Source organism: Pseudomonas sp. S2_F07 (genome assembly GCF_054668325.1).
This window is the reverse complement of record NZ_CP162758.1, coordinates 2,632,575-2,651,523: the sequence shown is the minus strand read 5'-3', so window position 1 is coordinate 2,651,523 and position 18,949 is coordinate 2,632,575. Positions and strand designations below refer to the sequence as shown.

The window sequence follows — 18,949 nt, the reverse complement described above, 5'->3', positions numbered from 1 at the left end:
TGGATGACCAGTCACTGACACTACAAAATCTAAGGTAGCTGCTATCAGAAGTTCAGGAGACCTGATGATGGACGGCCCGATCAAGCTCGATTTCTCGGAAAAGTACGACGATCAACACGCGCAACGCTATTTGCGCAAACACCAGGAAGGTCTCGGCCGTCGATTGTCCCACTGGCGTGACGAACAACTGGCGCGCAAGGCGCTGGCCCTGGTTGGCGAGCCTGGTCTGGTCCTCGATTTGCCTTGTGGTGCAGGGCGGTTCTGGCCCTTGTTGGCGGAAAAATCCAACCGTGTGATCATCGGCGCCGATAACTCGCAGTCCATGCTCAAGATCGCAACCCAGGCGCAACCTGCCGATGTGGTGAAACGGGTACAACCCTTGCACACATCCGCATTCGACATCGCCTTGCCGGACAACGCCGTCGACAGCATCTTTTGCATGCGCTTGCTCCACCACATCGGTGAAGCCGGGCATCGCATGGCTATTTTGCGTGAATTCGAGCGGGTTTCCCGTGACAGCGTGATCCTTTCGCTGTGGGTCGATGGCAACTTCAAGGCCTGGAAACGCAAGCGTTCGGAGAAAACCCGTGGGCAGGAAGGTTACCAAAACCGGTTTGTGTTACCGGCCGCTACCGTAGAGAAGGAATTTGAGCAGGCGGGTTTCCGGATCCAGGAACAACTGGACTTTTTGCCGCTCTATGCCATGTGGCGAGTTTACGTATTACGCAAGAGGTAACAGGATGGCAGTGCAGTGTGCAGCAGAAACGGAAGTCGTTCCCCAGGACCGCTTCGATCATTTCTGGAATCAGCGCGGTGAATGGGTAGAAGAACCCAATGTCCGTCGCGGCGGGGAAAGCGGTGTTCAACGCCTGATGGGCAGTGATGGTCAACTGCTCTACGTCAAGCGCCAGACCGGGCATATCCATCGTAGCTTGCAGCACCCTTTCGGGCGGCCTACGGTACTGCGCGAGCATGCTGCGCTCATCGGTGTGACCGAGCTTGGCGTACGGGTTCCGGAAATCGTTTTCTGTGGCGCACAGCGCGATCCCGTACACAAATGGCGTGCCTTGCTGGTCACCAAGTCGCTGGACGGCTTCGTGGAAATTGATCGCTGGTACGCCGGTGGCGGTCGCGAGCGTCATGGTGAAGTTATAAACGAACGAGTGCTCAAGGACCTGGCTGAAAACCTGGCCCGCATGCACAAGGGCCGCTGGCAGCATGGTTGCCTTTACGACAAGCACGTATTCGTTCGTGTGACCGGTGAGGACGAGATGGCCAGGGTCGAAGTTGCCCTGATCGATCTGGAGAAGTGCCGCAAGCGTTTAACGGCCTATCGCGCAGCAGTCCATGACATCAAGCAATTGCGTCGCCATTCGTCGTTCAGCGACGCAGACTGGAAAAAGCTCATCTACTTTTATGAGACGGCGTTTGGCAGCGCTATCAAGGGTTTATAGCGATGAAACTCGAAATTGCACGAGGTTTGTTTCTGGTAGGAGCCTTGGCAGTTGCATCGATCGCGATGGCAACCTGGGAGCAACCACGCCCCCAGGTTCTCAGCTCGATAAGCGCAGAAGAACATTGTCCGTTGCCACGGGTTGCCAAGGCATCCGTGGCCACTCGACCCGATCATGACTTGTTGCTGTTCATGTTCGGACTCTCTCAGGGATTGAGGCCGCAGAGTTGAACCGATTGAAGCCAAAATGAAAGGCCTCGCTATGCGAGGCCTTTTTTTTATTGCCCTGATTTTCAATACAACAGGAATCAATGTGGGAGCGAGCCTGCAGATACATCTGTTTCAGCGCTTATCGGGTTTGGCCACCAAGGTGTAGACGCAGGGCAACACAAACAGTGTGAACAACGTGCCGATCGACATGCCCGTCGCGATGACCGTGCCGATGTCGAACCGGCTGACCGCGCCAGCACCGCTCGCGATGATCAATGGCACCATGCCGAACACCATCGCCGCGGTGGTCATCAGGACCGGACGCAACCGGATGGCTGCCGCTTCCTCTACCGCTTCGCGCGCTGTCAGGCCCTTGTCCTTGCGTAGCTGGTTGGCGAACTCGACGATCAGGATGCCGTGCTTGCTGATCAGCCCGATCAAGGTCACCAGCCCTACCTGGGTATAGATATTCATGCTCGACCAACCCAGGAACAGCGGAATCAATGCGCCGCAGATAGACAGTGGCACGGTGACCAGGATCACCAGCGGGTCGCGGAAACTTTCGAACTGGGCCGCCAGCACCAGGAAAATGATCGCCAGTGCCAGGGCAAAGGTAACCCACAGGGCGCTGCCCTCCTGTACGTACTGCCTCGATGCGCCAGCGTAGTCGAAGGCAAAGCCGGCGGGTGCCTCTTCCCGGGCGATCTGGCGCACCAGGTCGATGGCTTCCCCCATGCTCACCAGCGGTACGCCGGACAGGATGGCCGAGTTGAGTTGCTGGAACTGGTTCAGCTGTCTCGGTCGAGCGCGGTCGCTGACGGTGATCAGGGTCGACAACGCCAACAGTTCACCCTTGGTGTTCTTCACGTAGTAATTGTTCAGCCAGTCCGGATTGTCACGGAACGGCCGCTCGACCTGGGCAATGACCTTGTAGCTGCGACCCTCAATGGTGAATCGGTTGATCTCGCCTTCGCCGAGCAGGGTCGCCAGGGTTCCCCCCAGATCCTGCATGGAAACCCCCATCTGCGCAGCCTTGGCGCGGTCGATATCCACCACCACTTCCGGTTTGTCGAAGGCCAGGTCAACGTGGACAAACGCAAACTTGCCGGACTCCTTCGCGCGTTTTTTTACCCGGTCGACCACTTGCAGCAGCAATTCGTAATCGTTGGAGGAGTTGATGACGAACTGGAACGGCAAGCCTTCGCCGGTGCCCGGCAGTGACGGCAGGTTGAAGCCGAAAATCTGCAGCCCCGGGATCTTTTCCAGTTTGGCCTGCACCTCGGGCAGGATCGCCATTTGCGTGCGACTGCGATCGTCCCATGGCTTGAGCAGGAAACCGCCGATGCCCGATTGCACGCCGCTGAAACCGTTGATCTGGAACGACGAGTAGTACTCGGGAAACGCCTTGAAAATCGAGACGAACTCGTCGGTGTAGGTGTTCAGGTAGTCGAGGTTGGTCGGCTGCGGGGCGTTGGCAATCATGAAAATGATGCCCTGGTCCTCATCCGGTGCCAGTTCCGATTTGGTGAATTTGAGAAGGACCGGAATCAGGCACAACACGATTACGGCAAACACCAGCACCACAGGCCGGGTGTTGAGGGTGCCGTGAAGCAGGCTCTGGTAGCGGCGCTTGAGGCTTTCGAAAATCATGTCCAGGCGATGGGCCAGGCCGCTGGGGTTCTCGTCGTGACGCAGCAGAAACGCACACATCATCGGCGACAGGGTCAGGGCGACGATACCGGAAATCACCACCGCGCCGGCCAGGGTCAGGGCGAACTCCTTGAACAGCGCCCCGGTCAGGCCGGTCAGGAAACCGATCGGTGCATACACCGCCGCCAGGGTGATGGTCATCGAAACCACCGGCATGGCGATTTCCCGGGCGCCTTCAACGGCAGCCTCGAGCGGTGTCTTGCCTTCCTCGATGTGACGGTGAATGTTTTCCACCACCACGATGGCGTCATCTACCACCAAACCGATGGCCAATACCATCGCCAGCAGGGTGAGCAGGTTGATCGAGTACCCCATCATCTGCATGAAGAACATCACGCCGATCATCGACAGCGGGATGGTCACCACCGGGATCACCACCGAGCGCAGGGCGCCAAGGAACAGGAACACCACCACGATCACGATCAGTACCGCTTCGAACAGGGTCTTCACCACTTCGTCGATCGAGGCCTGGATGAACAGGGTGGCGTCGTAGGCGATTTCACCCTTCAGGTTCGGCGGTAGCTGGGCCTCCAGGTCCGGCATGATCTTGCGCACTTCCTTGATCACTTCCAGAGGGTTAGCGCCGGGCGTCGCCTTGATGCCGATGTACACCGAAGGGGTGCCACCGAACGAGCTGATGGAGTCGTAGTTTTCCGCACCCATTTCCACGCGCGCCACATCCCGCAGCAGCACACGGCTGTCGCCATCGACCTTGAGTGGAATCGTCCCGAAGGCTTCGGCGGACTTGAGTTCGGTATTGGCATTGATGCTGGTGACCACGTATTCGCCCTTCACCTCGCCGGCGGCCGAGAGGAAGTTGTACTGGCGCACCGCGTTGGTCACATCGCTGGCACTGAGGCCGAAACCCGCCAGCTTCATCGGGTCCAGCCACAGGCGCATGGCAAACACCTGGTTACCGAGGATCTCGGCTTCGGCCATGCCGGGCAAGGTCGCCAGCTTGGGCTGGATCACCCGTGACAGGTAATCGGTAATCTGCGGGTTGCTCAACTCCTTGCTGAAGTAGCTGATGTACATCAGCACTGACGCATCGGCAGACTCTTTACTCAGTACCGGGTCTTCAGCGTCCTGGGGCAGCTGGTTCTTGACCTCGTTGGCCTTGGCCAGCAGTTCGGTAAACAGACGGTCGCTGTTGGCGCCGACGCGCGCGTAGATCGAGATCACCGAGAAGTTCTGGCGACTGACCGAGGTCATGTAGTCGATGCCCTCGGCGCTGGCCAGGCTTTGCTGCATCGGTTGGGTGATGTAGCCCTGGATGGTCTCGGCGTTGGCCCCGGGGTAGGCGGTGGTCACCGTGATCAGGGCGTTTTCCATCTGCGGGTATTGGCGTAGCGGCAGCTTGCTCCAGGCCTGGAAGCCCAGCAGCACGATCAACAGGCTGACCACGGTAGCGAGTACCGGACGGCGGATGAACGGGTCGGTAAAAGCCATGGGAATTCCTTGATCAGTCCGCGCGTCGCGGGCTGTTCTGCCCGGTGAGGGTCTTGTCGTCGCTGATGGCAACGCGTGAGCCGTTATCCAGCTTGAGCTGGCCGGCGGTCACTACTTTCTCGCCGCTCTGCACGCCTTTGGTGATCATCACTTGCCCATCACGGCGTTCGCCGGTCTCGACAAAACGCCGTTCGGCGATCAGCACCGGTTGGCCCTTGTCGTCCTTAACCAGGCTGCCATCCTCAGCCTCCTTGGGCACGGCCACATACACGGAGTTGCCGTAGAGCGTGTAAGTAATTGCGCTTTCCGGCACCACGATGCGCGGCTGCGGGTCGGGCAGGAGTACCTGGAGGTTGGCGAACATGCCTGGCATCAACTTGCCGTCAGGGTTGGCCAGAGTGGCGCGGACCTGCACGTTACGGGTGCTGTTCTCGACTTTAGGGTTGATTGCACTGATGGTGCCGGGGTACTCCAGGGTCGGATACGCCGCGACAATGACCTGCACCGGCTGGCCGAGCGCAATCTTCGGCACCGACTGCTCGGGCACGAAAAAGTCGACATACAGGCTACTGAGGTCTTGCAGGGTGGCAATCATGGTGCCGCTGGCCACATAGTCGCCGACGTCCACCTGACGAATGCCGATGGTGCCGCTGAACGGCGCGATGATGCGTTTTTTCTCGAGCGCCGCCTTGAGCTGATTAACCGTGGCCCTGCTCTTTTTCAGGACCGCCGAGAGTCGGTCGAACTCGCCTTTGGAAATCGCCTGGCTGCCCACCAGCTGGCTGCCACGGTTGTAGTCCAGCTGGGCGAGCCCGAGGTCGGCCAGGGCGGTTTCGAGCAGGGCGCTTTCCACGGCGCTGTCGAGCCGGACGATGGGTTGACCGGCCTTGACCTTCTGCCCTGACTCGAACTGGACATCGATAACGGTGCCATCGGTCTCCAGGCTCAGGTCCACGCCCTGCAATGCCTTGAGCGTGCCGACGGTAGGCAGTCGGGCTTGCCATGGGCGCTCGGTGGCGGTGGCCACGGCAACGCTGATAGCCGGTCTGGGTGCAGAGAAGCCTTGAACCATCGTGTAGATCGAGAAGGCTTTGTACGCAGCCAGGACCAGCACAATCAGTAGAACAACACCCAACATGATCAGCATGCGGCGACGCAGCATATTCCAGTTCCTTGGAGAAAATCAGGCGAGACAGTGGGGCACATTACCGGGAGTGTAGAGGGTAATCCAACTGCCGTTTTTACAGGTTGCGAGGTATTAGAGGGGTGAAAGCCTGAAAAGATTCGTCGCCTCGGGTCGCGCCTGCGGGGTGAACGTCATCCCGATACAGGCGCGGCCCAAGGCGGCGATTTTTTCAATGATTCAGGCCATCAGGTGCAGATGGTTGTCCCAGAGCCCTGCGGGCAGCTCCAGTGGTTTTGCGACGAGGTTTGTCTGGCGGCAGTCGTAGTAGCGGCAGCGCCCCTGGCCCGAGGTCACGACAAAACCATCGGCCACGGCGCCGACCCCGGCGCAATCGGGCAGTGGCGCGTCCAGGCGTACTTCAGCACTGTCCAGGTCCCAGATGAAAAAGCGGTTGCCCCGCGGGGCGGTCAACGCCACCAGGCGCAAGTCGCTGTGTACCGCGACGCTGGCGGTGTAGTGCCCCATGGCCTGCAACTGGTGCTCGGGCACCGGGAACGCGATGAAAGGCTGGCCGGGACGCTTGATCGCCAGCAATTCCGACGACTCGTGGGCCGCGCCCATGAACTGCTGGCTGGCGACGATGGTACCGTCGCTGGCGACGGCCAGATGGCGCACGCTGTTCATCTGCTGGGCGAGGGTTTCCTTGCTCAGCAGGGCGCCGTCGCGGTGCATCAGGACCAGGCTCGGTTCCATGGCGTTGAGGTTCATCTCCACCCGGCTTTCGGCCTCGGTGCGAATCCCGCCGTTGGCCACCACCAGGGTTTCGCCATCGGGCATCCACGACACCTGGTGCGGACCGAGGCCGTGGGTGGAAATCTCACCGCTGTGCACCAGCCGCTCGCCTTCGAACTTATACACGCCGAGCAGGCCGCGACCCGGATCGGTGGTGTCGTTTTCGGTGGCGTACAGCCAGTCGCCGCTGTGGTGAATGACCGCGTGCCCGTAGAAGTGCCGGTTCGGCTGTGACACCACGGTTTGCAGGAGCGCGCCGTCGCGCAGGTCGACCAGGTAGCTCTCGGTGCCTGGACGGCGAGCGACGAACAGTGCAATCGGCAATGTCGGGTGGTTGATGATGTCGTGGCAACGCTGGCCGACCCGGGTGGCAAACACCTGGGTGCCATCGAGCCGATAACCGACGGCGTAATGCTGGCCGTCGGTATCGTCCCGTGCCGAAAGCAACAGCGGACTCTTGTCCTTTTGCTTGAACAGCTTCCAGCCGCCCAGCGTCACTGCTCCGAGCAGCAAACTACCTAATGTCAGAACCTGGCGTCGCAGCATGGAACCGGCCCTCATCAGTCACCGTCGTTGGCGTTGAAGCCCAGCTGGATGCCCAATGCCTTGGCCAGATCGGCCTCGTGCAGGCGATGGACGACGTTGAGGCTGTCATACAGCTCGTTGAGTTGTTGGCGGCCGGCCTCGTCATTGAGCATGTCGGTCAGCGAGCGCTGGTTGCCGGCAAACAGTTTCAGCGAGGCGGCATAGGCTGCGTCGATCTTGTCGGCCAACGGTTTCTGCTCGCTCGGCAACAGGCCGCGCAGGCCTTTGTTGTCCACACCCTCCCAGACCGTTTTGGCCGCCGCGAGGCTGGCTTCGAGACTGGTCAGGGATGCCTGGCTGCGCCATGCGTCGGCCTGGAACGGTTGCGGCACACCCTTGCTCTGGCGGCCCATCGGCGTGCCGAGCTTTTTCTTCAGGGTGTCGATGGCGGTGACTTGCACGCGCAGCAGATCGGCGATCGCTTCGTGGGAGTCCGCGTAACGCTGGTTCGGGAATTTGCTCATTTGCGCGAGCATGCCGTCGGTGTTGTTCCAGGATTGCAGAATCTCCTCGGCCAATTGCTTCTGGCGTTCGCCGATGGCGATCAGCAGCGGGCAGTATTTGCTCTTCTGCTCGGCGTTGGCCACGTCAGGCTTGCTGTCGAACAGAATGTATTCGTAGGCCGAGAGCCCCTGTACCACAACGCTGGACTTGGCCAGGGCGGCGGCATCGATTTGCGGCTGGGCGGTGATCAGTTGCTCGACCTGACGGCCGACCAGGTTTTTCTTGTCTGGCCAGAACTGCACCTGCCACGAACGGTTGCCTTCGGCCAATGGCCCGATCAGCAGCGGTTGCAACTCGGCCCAGGCTTTTTGCGCATGCAGGAAATCGGCACGGGCGGTTTCCAGGGTTTCCTTGCCTTCGCAGTAGGCGAGGGCGCTGACCGCCAATTGACGGTCGGCTTCAACCCAGCGTGTGTAGGTCGGCAGGATCACCGACTTGGCGATGGCCGCCGACGTGACCGCTTGCGGGTCTTGTGGCGAGCAGGCGCCCAGGGCGAGGGCGGCAAGGCTGGTGAACAACAGTTTGGGACGGAACATGTCGGGCTCCCGCGGGTGGAATGCGTGTTAAAGGGAATTCAGGAACGCCAGCAACGCAGCGCGTTGCTCGGCATTGAAAGACAAAACCTGTTGCTGCGCCGCTGTTGCCTCGCCGCCATGCCAGAGCACGGCTTCGAGCAGGTTGCGGGCGCGGCCGTCGTGCAGGAACTGGGTGTGGCCGCTGACCGTCTGTGTCAGGCCGATGCCCCACAACGGCGGGGTACGCCATTGGCGGCCGCTGGCCTGGAACTCGGTACGGTTGTCGGCCAGGCCGTCGCCCATGTCATGCAACAGCAGATCGCTGTACGGGCGAATCACTTGATTGGCCAGTTCAGGTTCGGCGGCGTTGGCGGCGGTGGTGTATTTCGGTGTGTGACAGGACTGGCAACCGGCCTGATAGAACAAAGTCTTGCCGGCCAGCACTTCTGGCGCGTTGACGTCGCGGCGCGCCGGTACGGCGAGGTTTCGGCTGTAGAACAGCACCAGGCGCAGGATGTTGTCGCTGACTTCCGGCTCGCCATTGGGGCCGTTGCCATTGGGGGCCTGTTTGCAGGCTGTTTGCGCGTCCGTGCAGTCATCAATGGGTCTGAGGCTGGTCGTGAGCCCCATATCACCGGAAAACGCGTGGACATTCTGCTGATTGAGGTTCGGTTGTCCGGCTTTCCAGCCAAATCGCCCCAGGACGGTCTTCTGCTGGGCGTCATCCCAGACCCGGTTCGGTTGTCCGCTGATGCCTTTGTTCGCCTTGGCCTGTGCCTCGGCGTTGGCCAGGATTGCCTCGTCGGGGATCGCTTCGAGCAGGCCCAGGCCAATCATCGGTGGTGCCACGCGGGCCGAGAAGCGGGTGTCGGGGTGCATCGGGCCGTAGCCCAGTTGGGTGATGTTCAGGCTCGGTTTGCGCAACTCGACTTCAGTGCCGTCCTTGAAGCGAACCGGCACGGCGGTGTAATCGACCCGCACTTTGCCTTCGGGGGCCACGCCGGGGACGGACATGTCCTGGAACTGGCCGCCGTAGACGGGCTCCGGCACCACGCCGAGCTGTTCGATGACCCCGGCATACGCCGGGGCGTCGGGAATCGACAGCCGTACCAGCATCGACACGGCGTTCACATCGTCGGGAGTCGGCGGATGGCCGCGGCCGTCCTTGATGTGGCAGCCCTGGCAGGCATTGGTGTTGAACAGTGGACCGAGGCCATCGCGAGCGGTCGTCGTCGACGGGGCGATTACCCAGGGGCTGCGGAAGAAGCTGTTGCCGACACTGAAGTCCACGCGCCGAGACGGCGGCAGATTCGCCGAAGGCATGGAAAACGCGTTCTGATCGGTCTTGCGCACCGTTGCATTGCCGCCGGAGCGGGCTTCACCGGGTTCGGCCTGGGTGAATTTCGGGGCGTCATCGCAGGCACTCAGGCCCAGGGCCAGAAACAGTGCGGACAAGCGAAGAGGCAGCGAGGGCATCAGACATCCTGCAAGACGAGCAAAACAAGGGCGCAAAGTCTAACAGGGGATGGGAATTTGAATAAGAGGAATTATCGTTTGCTTGATGTGGGACAGGTAATTTGGCTTACCCACAATGGACGGTGTAGGGCAGGTATGAAAAAGGCGACCCGAAGGTCGCCTTATTCACTCAGCCAGCATTGATCAGAATTCGTGATCAGCGTTGTCCGGGTTCAGGTCGTTGATGCCCAGTTTGCCAGCGGCGGCTTCGATCGAACCGGTCTGCTTGACCAGGGACGCGATGGCGTCACGGACGATCTGGTTGCCCGCGGTGTTGCCGGCAGCGATCAACTGGTCGTAGTGCTCACCCTTGTTGGCGTGGTCGACCATGACCTGAAGCTTGGCTTCGGTGGCGGCCAGGTCGTCTTTGAGCGCGGTGTCGGCAGCCGGATCGGCCTTGGCCACCAGGGACGACAGGCTGGCGCCGGTCATTTTGGTGCCGTCGACGCGAGTGTATTCACCCAGGTACACGTTACGAATGCCCTTGGCATCGTAGAAGTGCGAGTTGTGGGTGTTGTCGCTGAAGCAATCCTGTTCGTCTTCCGGGGAGTTGGCTTCCAGGGAAACCTTCATGCGCTCGCCCGCCAGTTCACCCAGGGACAGACTGCCCATGCCGAACAGCATTTTACGCAGGCCGGTTTCAGCCGGTTCCGCTTCCAGGGTGGCGCGGTAGTTGTCGGCCACGTTCGGCTTCCAGTTACCGACCATTTCTTCCAGGTCGCTGACCAGCAACTGAGTCACGGACTTCAGGTAGGCACGACGACGATCGTTGTGACCGCCGGTAGCGCCTTTGCCTTCCAGGTAGTCCGAAGCCGGACGGTTGCCGGCGCCAGGGCCGGTGCCGTTCAGGTCCTGGCCCCAGAGCAGGAATTCGATGGCGTGGTAGCCGGTGGCGACGTTGGCCTCGGAACCGCCCAGCTCGTTCAGGCTGGCGAGTTTTGCCGGGGTGATGTCTTTGACATCGACCTTGTCTTCGCCGATCTGCACTTCAGTGTTGGCGATGATGTTGGCAGTGGCACCCGGGTTGCCCAGAGCGTGTTCGTAGGATTTGTCGACGTAGTCGATCAGGCCTTCGTCCAGCGGCCAGGCGTTCAGTTGACCTTCCCAGTCGTCAACGATGGTGTTGCCGAAGCGGAACACTTCGCTCTGCAGGTAAGGCACGCGAGCGGCAACCCAGGCAGCCTTGGCGGCTTTCAGGGTGTCGGCGTTCGGCTTGGCGAGGAAAGCGTCTACGGCGGTTTGCAGGGTCTTCGCGGTGGATTCGGCATCGCTGTAAACGGCGAAAACGATGTCGGCGTAATGGGCGACAACGGCCTTGGCGGCAGCTTCGTCGACTTTACCGGCAGCAGCAGGCGCAGCGGCTGGAGCAGCCGGGGCAGCCGCAGTGCTGGCAGCTGGCGCGGCAGCTTTTTCTTGGTCTTTACCTTCGCCGCAACCGGCGAGGGAAATAGCGATGGCCAACAGACTGGCGGTAGCCAGAGGCATACGAATCATGGCGAACATCCTGCTTCGATAGGGGTGGAGTCGTGCTATGCACACGCAAAACTGCGACATAATGCAAATCTTTCGCATTATCTGTAAAGGGTTGTACCTGTAAATATTTCTTATTCAGCGGGTGGTTTGCTGCAAATCAAAGGATCGCCCGAGCGAGCGAGGGTCGCCGTGCGGTTTTTGACGATTCAGAGGATGGCCGCATTACTGCGTTGGGCCTGCTTGAGGTAAACGCCCAGTTCCCGTGCCGGCAAAGGCTTGCTGTAGTGATAGCCCTGACCTTCGTGGCAGCCTTCGGAAATGATATAGGCCTCTTGCTCGGCGGTTTCCACGCCTTCGGCAATCACCTGCATGCCCAGGCTCTTGCCCAACTGGATGATGGCGCGAACGATGGTCGCATCGTCGTCGTCATCGAGCAGGTCCTGGACGAAGCTCTTGTCGATCTTGATCTTGTCCAGAGGCAGGCTCTTGAGATAGCTCAAGGACGAATAGCCGGTTCCGAAGTCGTCGATGGCGATCAGCGCGCCAGAGCGGCGCAGGCTGAGCAAGTGCTGGGCCGCGGTGCTGATGTCTTCCATCAGGCCGGTTTCGGTGACTTCCAGTTCCAGGCTGCGCGGTGGCAGGCGGTACATCTGCAGCAGGTTGTTGACCACCCGTGGCAGTTCGGCGTGGTGCAATTGAACCGTAGACAGGTTTACCGCCATGCGCAGGTCGGAGAAGCCCTGGTCATGCCACTCGCGCAGTTGTTTGCAGGCCTGGTCCAGCACCCATTCGCCGATGGCAATGATGGTGCCGTTCTGTTCGGCCAGTGGGATGAACAGATCCGGCGGCACCAGACCGTGCTCGGGATGTTGCCAGCGAATCAGTGCTTCGACGCCCACCACGCGGTTGTCGCGGTAGCTGATCTGCGGCTGGTAGACGAGGTAGAACTGATTGCGGATCAACGCATCGCGCAGGTCTTTTTCCAGCTCGCGGCGACGACGCATTTCGGTGTCGACGCTGGCGATATAGAACTGATAGCGGTTGCGCGAACGGGTCTTGGCCAGCGTCATGGTCTGCTCGGCCTTTTGCAGCAGTTTCTCGGTGCTGTCACCGTCCTCGGGGAACAGGGTGATGCCGATGGTGGCGCGCAGGCGGATTTCCTGATGGTCGAGGGCAAACGCCGCTTCCAGGTCATCTAGAATGCTTTGCGCCAGCTCGGCGGCTTCGTAGGGCTGCTCGATGTCGGCCTGGACCAGGGCGAACTGGTCGCCACCGAGGCGGGCGAGGGCGCCCAGGCGACCACTATGACCGCGCAGGCGATCGGCCAGGGCCAGCAGCAATTGGTCGCCTGTCTGGTAGCTGAATTGCTCGTTGATGCCCTTGAAGTCATCGAGGCCGACACACAACACGGCGACCCGGCGTTGCAATTTGCCGGCGTCGACGAGGATCTTGTCCAGTTGCTGCTGCAATTGCTGCCGGTTCGGCAGCCCCGTCAGGAAATCGTACTGGGACATGCGCACCAGGCTGTTTTCCGCTTCGTGGCGCAGATGGGTATTGCGTTCGATGGACTCGAGCAACTGGTTGGCGGTGTTGATCCAGATGCCCAGTTCGTTGTTCTCGTGCCCCTTGAGCTGCGGAATCTTGTGTTCGCTGGGACGATCCGGATTGATTTCCGTGAGGTGCTCGATGATCCGCGACAGCGGCTTGGTCAGCAGCCAGTGGTAGACCAGGTACAACACCAACCCCATGGCGAGTGCGCGCAGGACGCCGGAGATGAATATGATCACCGAGCTGACAATGAACCCTTGGCCGTAGTTGGCGGTATCGAGGGTGATGCTCAGGTCGCCGTAATACTCGCTGTAGGGCCCGCGGCCGACCAGTTGGGTGGTGAAGGTGCGTTCCTTGCCAAGAATCAGGTCGGTGAGCCAGCGACTGTTGGAGTGCTGCAATTCGCGGGTTTTTTGCGCGAGCATGGCTTCGTTGGGATGACCGATGGAGGCCTTGCGCACGGCTTCGTCCTGAAACAGGCCTTCGATCACCTGCATGCCCATTTCCCGGTCCAGGCTGTAGACGGCCTGGGTCGAGGGATCGCGAAACATGTCGAGGATCCGTTCGGCATCGCTGGCGACGGCCTGGCGTGTTTTATAGGCATCGAACACAATCTGCGCGCAGCTCAAGACCACGCCGACGATCAATGCCGACAGGAGCACGACCCGGAGCAACTTCACCGACAAGCTGTTCTTGAGTTCCAGCTTCAAAGGGTTATTCCTTGTTCCGTGCGGGTAGCATCAAGTTGCCATGAGTATTGGCAATCCCGTGATGGCAGTCAAAGGGACAATCATCCTTGGGGGATTTTGCCTGCAGCTTGGCCGATTTGCAGTTGTACTGGCGAGTTAGCCTATTAGCACTGTGTCGGTTGTCGAGTCCTTCAACTTGAGGGGCGGGGTGGAGATTTTTTCCTTCTATTTGATGTTAGTCGTCCGCGGCGGGGGAGCAAGGGCTGGACGGCTTGTTTCATCGTCGGAAAACGCCTTGGATTCTGTAGGTTGTTTTGGAGTTTTAACGGAGTACATATCCATTTCTTCGGTAACGGCGGCTTATGGTTTCGCCCTTACGGCGAGTCCCTTTGGCAAACGCCGGAGTGCCGGCCCAGCCCAAAGGAACCAAAGGTCTCGCCCCTTACGTACGGCCCCTCGCTTAGGCTCGGGGTTCCTTCGCTGCGGCATTCATCCGGGGGCATCGCCCTCCGGTTGGCTTCGCTGGCACCTACATGCGATGTGTTCGACTGCGTCGAACGGCGCTGCGCGCCCATCCCCGGATGAACACCTCCACTCAGCCTGCCGAGGGGGCGGGTGGATCAAGATCAAGAGCTGCAGGCGAGCTAACGCTCGGCCTGATGAGTGGTGAAAAAGCGGCGCGGTGTGGGCTGCTCTGCTTTTGCTCTTCTGTGGGAGCGGCGGTGCGGCGATCCGACTTGCCCGCGAAGGCGGCCTGATGGCCGACCTGGTTTTTGCAGATGTCCCCAATCCCTGTGGGAGCTGGCTCCGCGTTACGTTTTTGCGAGTTAGTGCGGTGTAGGAAAGCGCCAGAAGTTTCCCACGCAGTTTTCAGGTTGCCCGTCGGAAGCGGACTCAATAGCCTCTGACTGTCGCTGAAAACTCAGCGATCGGGTGTGAGAACCCGGCAAGTCATAGTCATCCAGTGCCAGTATCCGCATAATTGCCGCCAGCTTATCCGCTGTCTGTAAATGCGTTATGGCGGCTGTGTGCGGGCAGACTTTTGTCTGGCCGGGTGCCTATGACCGGTTTTCTCACCTCGCACATAGCTGCCACCTCTTTGCCGTGTGAGAACGGCAATGGGTGGCACCCACCGCATAGGAATATTTCAGTGGATAAGTTAATCCCCGATCCGCCCTTAAATACAGCCAAACCCTACACCCCCAACACCATGTTCATGATCGTCCCGGACATGGATACCGAATCCCTGCTGGCCCACGCTTGTGAGTCATTGGCTTCGGCCAACGTCATGGCGAGTGATTTCGCCACCTTCCTGACCGGCCCTCAGCGCAACACGGCGTTGGCCATTGCGCAGATCATCATGCTGGCGGAACTGGCGGTGAATCGTGCGTTGGATAACGTCGATCCGCAGGGATAGGTATTCAGTCAGGTTGACCGCGTCATCGTTCATCGCGAGCCTGCTCGCGAAGGGGCCCTGCCGAACGCTGAAAATCCCGGGCAATAAAAAACCCGGCTAAAAAGCCGGGTTCTTTTGACTGGCGTCGAGCTTAAGCGGTGAAGGTTTTGCCTTCGAACTGCTCGGCCACGAACTTCCAGTTGACCAGGTTCCAGAACGCTTCGACGTACTTCGGACGCAGGTTGCGGTAGTCGATGTAGTAAGCGTGCTCCCAGACGTCGCAGGTCAGCAGCGGGGTGTCGCCGTTGGTCAGCGGGTTGCCGGCGCCGATGGTGCTGGCCAGGGCCAGGGAACCGTCAGCCTTCTTCACCAGCCAGCCCCAACCGGAACCGAAGGTGCCGATGGAAGTCTTGCTGAACTCTTCCTTGAACTTGTCGAACGAACCGAAGGCCGCGTTGATGGCTTCAGCCAGAGCGCCGGTTGGTTGACCGCCAGCGTTTGGCGCCAGGCAGTTCCAGTAGAAAGTGTGGTTCCAGACCTGAGCGGCGTTGTTGAAGATACCGCCCGAGGAAGTCTTGACGATTTCTTCCAGGGTCTTGCCTTCGAACTCGGTGCCTGGCACCAGGTTGTTCAGGTTCACGACGTAGGTGTTGTGGTGCTTGTCGTGGTGGAACTCCAGGGTTTCCTTGGAGATGTGCGGCTGCAGGGCATCGTGTGCGTACGGCAGTGGCGGCAATTCGAAAGCCATGATGATTCTCCTAGTCAGGTCAGTTGCGGTGAGCGCAAGGCCGATCACGGGCGGCCAGACAAGCGCCGGGGAGTTTGTACTCTTTGCGGCGCAGGGAGTCGGATCATAGCACCGGGGGGGCGGCATAACCACGCAACAACTGTGTGGAATAGAGGTTCCGCCGATCAGATGGCCGCGATCAGTTGCAGCGCTACGGCAAACATCATCACCGCCACCAACAGATCGAGAATTCGCCAGGTGCTGGGCCGGGCGAGCCACGGTGCCAGCCATGCCGCACCGAGGGCCAGGGTGAAAAACCACAATAGCGAGGCACTGGCCGCGCCTACGACATAAGCGCCGGGCTCGGTTTGTTGGGCGCCCAGGGAGCCGATCAGCAAAACGGTATCCAGATAGACGTGCGGGTTGAGCAAGGTCACCGCCAGCGCGCTGAGCATCACCGCCCGCAGCGAGCGTACGGTCTGGCCTTCGCCCTGCTCAAGGCTCTGCTTCGAGAAGGCCCGGCGCAGCGCCTGGCTGCCATACCACAACAAGAATGCTGCACCGCCCCAGCGGGCGATGGCCAACAGCGTCGGGTTCTGCGCCAGTACGGTCGCCAGGCCGAATACCCCGGCGGCCACCAACAGGGCGTCGCAGGCCACGCAGAGCGCCGCCACCGGCAGGTGATGTTCACGTCGCAGGCTTTGCGCCAGGACAAACGCATTCTGGGTGCCGATCGCCATGATCAGGCCGAAGGCCACGAGCAGCCCGTTCACATAACTTTGCCACATGATTTTTTACTCCGCGTTGGCTGCCAGATCCCGCAGCACTTGCAGGGCGCGGTCGGCGTCGGCATGGCCGACAAACAAATGGTCGTGGTAGTAGCCGGCAATCACGTTGCAACTGATTCCGGCCTTGCCCAGTGCCGTGGCGAACGCGGCGGTCAGGCCGACCGCTTCGAGGGCCGAATGTACGTTCAAGGTGATCCAGGCTGCGATGTAGTCGAAGCTGAATCCGGCTTTTACGGCGTGGGAACGTTCGAGAATCACGGTCAGGCCTTCCTGTTCACGGAAGCTGCCGACAATCTCCAGATCCCTGGGCAACTTGCCGTCTCGCAGGGTGCAGAACACGTATTCGCCGGCGTTGAGTTGCGGGCTCATGCTGCGCAGCAGCGTTGCCAATGAAGTTTCGCCAGCCATATGGGTGATCCTTGTTCAAGAGTTCTTGCTGGTCATTGTCCTTGTGAAAGCTGTATAAGAAAAACCAATCTTGCTGATCGCTCATTAGGAAAACTGATGTTCGACTATAAATTGCTTTCTGCCTTGGCCGCTGTGGTCGAACAGGCCGGTTTTGAGCGGGCGGCCCAAGTGCTGGGCTTGTCGCAATCGGCGATTTCCCAACGCATCAAGCTGCTGGAGGCGCGGGTTGGCCAGCCGGTGCTGGTGCGGGCCACACCGCCAACGCCGACGGAAATCGGCCGGCGGTTGCTCAACCACGTGCAGCAGGTGCGTTTGCTTGAACGGGATCTGCAAAGCCTGGTGCCGGCGCTGGATGAAGAGGGCCTGCCGGAACGCCTGCGGATCGCCCTGAACGCCGACAGCCTGGCCACATGGTGGGCGCAGGCGGTGGGCGAGTTTTGCGCCGAGCAACATCTGTTGATGGATCTGGTGGTCGAAGACCAGACCGTCGGCCTCAAGCGCATGCGTGCCGGTGAAGTGGCAGCCTGCGTCTGCGCCAGTGAGCGTCCGGTGGCAGGTGCGCGCAGCGTGTTGCTGGGGGCCATGCGTTACCGTGCGCTGGCCAGCCCCGCCTTCATTGCCCGGCATTTTCCGCAGGGGGTACGCGCCGATCAGTTGGCCCGAACCCCGGCGCTGGTATTTGGCCCGGACGATTTCCTGCAGCATCGCTACCTTGCGTCCCTCGGTGTCGAGGGTGGATTCGAACACCATTTGTGCCCGTCCTCCGAAGGTTTCATTCGTCTGACGGAAGCCGGGCTGGGCTGGGGGCTGGTTCCGGAACTGCAGGTGCGCGAGCAACTTGAAAGGGGGGTATTGCAGGAGCTGCTGCCAGATAAGCCGATCGATGTGCCGCTGTACTGGCATCATTGGCGTAATGGCGGCCAGTTGCTGGGGCTGCTCACCGATCAATTGGTCAGCGCATCGAAGCAATGGCTGGTGCCGTTGGACTGACGCGCAGCGTCAAGACCTCACGTAATACGCAAAACGAAATATTCGGAGCAATTCATGAAGATTCTGGTTACCGGCGCAAGCGGCTTCATCGGCGGGCGCTTTGCGCGTTTTGCCCTGGAGCAGGGCCTGGACGTGCGGGTCAACGGTCGCCGGGCCGAGAGCGTGGAGCATCTGGTACGCCGGGGAGCGGAGTTCATCCCGGGTGACTTGAGCGACCCGGAACTGGCGCGCGAGCTGTGTTCGGACGTCGAGGCCGTGGTGCATTGCGCCGGCGCTGTTGGATTGTGGGGCCGTTATCAGGACTTCCATCAGGGCAACGTCCAGGTCACCGAGAACGTGGTCGAAGCTTGCCTGAAGCAGCGAGTTCGGCGGCTGGTGCATTTGTCGTCGCCGTCGATCTACTTCGATGGTCGCGATCACCTGGGCCTGACCGAAGAACAGGTGCCCAAGCGCTTCAAACACCCTTACGCCGCCACCAAGTACCTGGCCGAGCAAAAAGTCTTCGGTGCCCAGGAGTTCGGTCTCGAAACCCTGGCCCTGCGCCCGCGTTTCGTCACGGGGGCCGGCGACATGAGCATCTTCCCGCGCTTGTTGAACATGCAGCGCAAGGGACGCCTGGCAATCATCGGCAACGGTCTGAACAAAGTTGACTTCACCAGCGTGCAAAACCTCAACGAGGCGTTGCTCGGCAGTTTGCTGGCCAGTGGTTCTGCGCTGGGCAAGGCCTACAACATCAGTAACGGCACGCCGATCCCTCTGTGGGACGTGGTCAATTACGTCATGCGCAACATGGAAGTCCCACAGGTCACCCGTTACCGTTCCTACGGCCTGGCCTACAGCGTGGCGGCGCTCAACGAGGGTGTGTGCAAGTTGTGGCCGGGGCGTCCCGAACCGACGCTGTCGCGTCTGGGCATGCAGGTCATGAACAAAAATTTCACCCTGGACATCAGCCGCGCCCGGCATTATCTGGATTACGATCCCAAGGTCAGCCTCTGGACGGCGCTCGATGAATTCTGTGGCTGGTGGAAGGCCCAGGCTGTTCGCTGACCCTCGAACCATGACCCCTGACTG

The 18,949-nt window shown here is 60.4% G+C and carries 16 protein-coding genes; 6 read left to right on the top strand and 10 right to left on the bottom strand.

What is annotated here, in order from left to right; genetic code table 11:
• The first annotated feature begins 67 nt into the window (after positions 1 to 67).
• Genes AB4O40_RS11830 through AB4O40_RS11820 form a run of 3 tightly spaced genes read left to right on the top strand, consistent with a single transcriptional unit; the run spans position 68 to position 1,684 of the window.
• Positions 68 to 736, top strand: a complete 669-nt coding sequence (locus AB4O40_RS11830; RefSeq protein WP_056726125.1) for a class I SAM-dependent methyltransferase — start codon at positions 68 to 70, stop codon at positions 734 to 736.
• A 4-nt stretch (positions 737 to 740) separates the two neighbouring features.
• Positions 741 to 1,454: a lipopolysaccharide kinase InaA family protein gene (locus AB4O40_RS11825; RefSeq protein WP_056726124.1), complete on the top strand. Its 714-nt coding sequence runs from the start codon at positions 741 to 743 to the stop codon at positions 1,452 to 1,454.
• A 2-nt stretch (positions 1,455 to 1,456) separates the two neighbouring features.
• Positions 1,457 to 1,684: a hypothetical protein gene (locus AB4O40_RS11820; protein WP_015096670.1), complete on the top strand. Its 228-nt coding sequence runs from the start codon at positions 1,457 to 1,459 to the stop codon at positions 1,682 to 1,684.
• A 111-nt stretch (positions 1,685 to 1,795) separates the two neighbouring features.
• Here the strand turns inward: AB4O40_RS11820 and AB4O40_RS11815 are convergent, their stop codons facing one another.
• The 7 genes from AB4O40_RS11815 to AB4O40_RS11785 all read right to left on the bottom strand — a co-directional run bounded on the left by AB4O40_RS11815 (position 1,796) and on the right by AB4O40_RS11785 (position 13,590).
• Entirely contained in the window at positions 1,796 to 4,822 is a 3,027-nt protein-coding gene (locus AB4O40_RS11815; RefSeq protein ID WP_409078392.1) for a multidrug efflux RND transporter permease subunit, read from the bottom strand.
• 13 nt (positions 4,823 to 4,835) lie between these two features.
• Positions 4,836 to 5,984, bottom strand: coding sequence for an efflux RND transporter periplasmic adaptor subunit (locus AB4O40_RS11810; RefSeq protein WP_460054424.1), 1,149 nt, complete (start codon positions 5,982 to 5,984; stop codon positions 4,836 to 4,838).
• Between the two features lie 201 nt (positions 5,985 to 6,185).
• Positions 6,186 to 7,286 carry a DUF1513 domain-containing protein gene (locus AB4O40_RS11805; protein WP_056726329.1) on the bottom strand — a complete coding sequence of 367 codons (1,101 nt, stop codon included), beginning with the start codon at positions 7,284 to 7,286 and terminating at the stop codon, positions 6,186 to 6,188.
• A 14-nt stretch (positions 7,287 to 7,300) separates the two neighbouring features.
• The gene (locus tag AB4O40_RS11800) at positions 7,301 to 8,365 is read right to left on the bottom strand and encodes an imelysin family protein (RefSeq protein ID WP_056726121.1); all 1,065 of its coding nucleotides are present in this window, start codon (positions 8,363 to 8,365) and stop codon (positions 7,301 to 7,303) included.
• 27 nt (positions 8,366 to 8,392) lie between these two features.
• Complete coding sequence (locus AB4O40_RS11795) at positions 8,393 to 9,820, bottom strand: di-heme oxidoreductase family protein (RefSeq protein WP_460054427.1); 1,428 nt, start codon at positions 9,818 to 9,820, stop codon at positions 8,393 to 8,395.
• Between the two features lie 183 nt (positions 9,821 to 10,003).
• Entirely contained in the window at positions 10,004 to 11,353 is a 1,350-nt protein-coding gene (locus AB4O40_RS11790; protein WP_056726119.1) for an imelysin family protein, read from the bottom strand.
• A 185-nt stretch (positions 11,354 to 11,538) separates the two neighbouring features.
• Complete coding sequence (locus tag AB4O40_RS11785) at positions 11,539 to 13,590, bottom strand: putative bifunctional diguanylate cyclase/phosphodiesterase (RefSeq protein ID WP_056726118.1); 2,052 nt, start codon at positions 13,588 to 13,590, stop codon at positions 11,539 to 11,541.
• A gap of 1,129 nt (positions 13,591 to 14,719) precedes the next feature.
• Here AB4O40_RS11785 and AB4O40_RS11780 point away from each other — a divergent pair.
• Positions 14,720 to 14,986: a DUF6124 family protein gene (locus AB4O40_RS11780; protein ID WP_056726117.1), complete on the top strand. Its 267-nt coding sequence runs from the start codon at positions 14,720 to 14,722 to the stop codon at positions 14,984 to 14,986.
• 130 nt (positions 14,987 to 15,116) lie between these two features.
• Here the strand turns inward: AB4O40_RS11780 and AB4O40_RS11775 are convergent, their stop codons facing one another.
• The 3 genes from AB4O40_RS11775 to AB4O40_RS11765 form a co-directional block, all read right to left on the bottom strand.
• Positions 15,117 to 15,713 carry a superoxide dismutase gene (locus AB4O40_RS11775; protein WP_008022038.1) on the bottom strand — a complete coding sequence of 199 codons (597 nt, stop codon included), beginning with the start codon at positions 15,711 to 15,713 and terminating at the stop codon, positions 15,117 to 15,119.
• 164 nt (positions 15,714 to 15,877) lie between these two features.
• Complete coding sequence (locus AB4O40_RS11770; RefSeq protein WP_056726116.1) at positions 15,878 to 16,480, bottom strand: LysE/ArgO family amino acid transporter; 603 nt, start codon at positions 16,478 to 16,480, stop codon at positions 15,878 to 15,880.
• Between the two features lie 6 nt (positions 16,481 to 16,486).
• Complete coding sequence (locus AB4O40_RS11765; protein ID WP_056726115.1) at positions 16,487 to 16,888, bottom strand: ACT domain-containing protein; 402 nt, start codon at positions 16,886 to 16,888, stop codon at positions 16,487 to 16,489.
• 96 nt (positions 16,889 to 16,984) lie between these two features.
• On the opposite strand from AB4O40_RS11765, the gene AB4O40_RS11760 reads away from it, so the two are divergent.
• Together AB4O40_RS11760 and AB4O40_RS11755 are read left to right on the top strand one after the other, a co-directional pair.
• The gene (locus AB4O40_RS11760; RefSeq protein ID WP_056726114.1) at positions 16,985 to 17,878 is read left to right on the top strand and encodes a LysR family transcriptional regulator ArgP; all 894 of its coding nucleotides are present in this window, start codon (positions 16,985 to 16,987) and stop codon (positions 17,876 to 17,878) included.
• 54 nt (positions 17,879 to 17,932) lie between these two features.
• Positions 17,933 to 18,925: an NAD-dependent epimerase/dehydratase family protein gene (locus AB4O40_RS11755; protein WP_056726113.1), complete on the top strand. Its 993-nt coding sequence runs from the start codon at positions 17,933 to 17,935 to the stop codon at positions 18,923 to 18,925.
• The last annotated feature ends 24 nt before the right edge of the window (positions 18,926 to 18,949 follow it).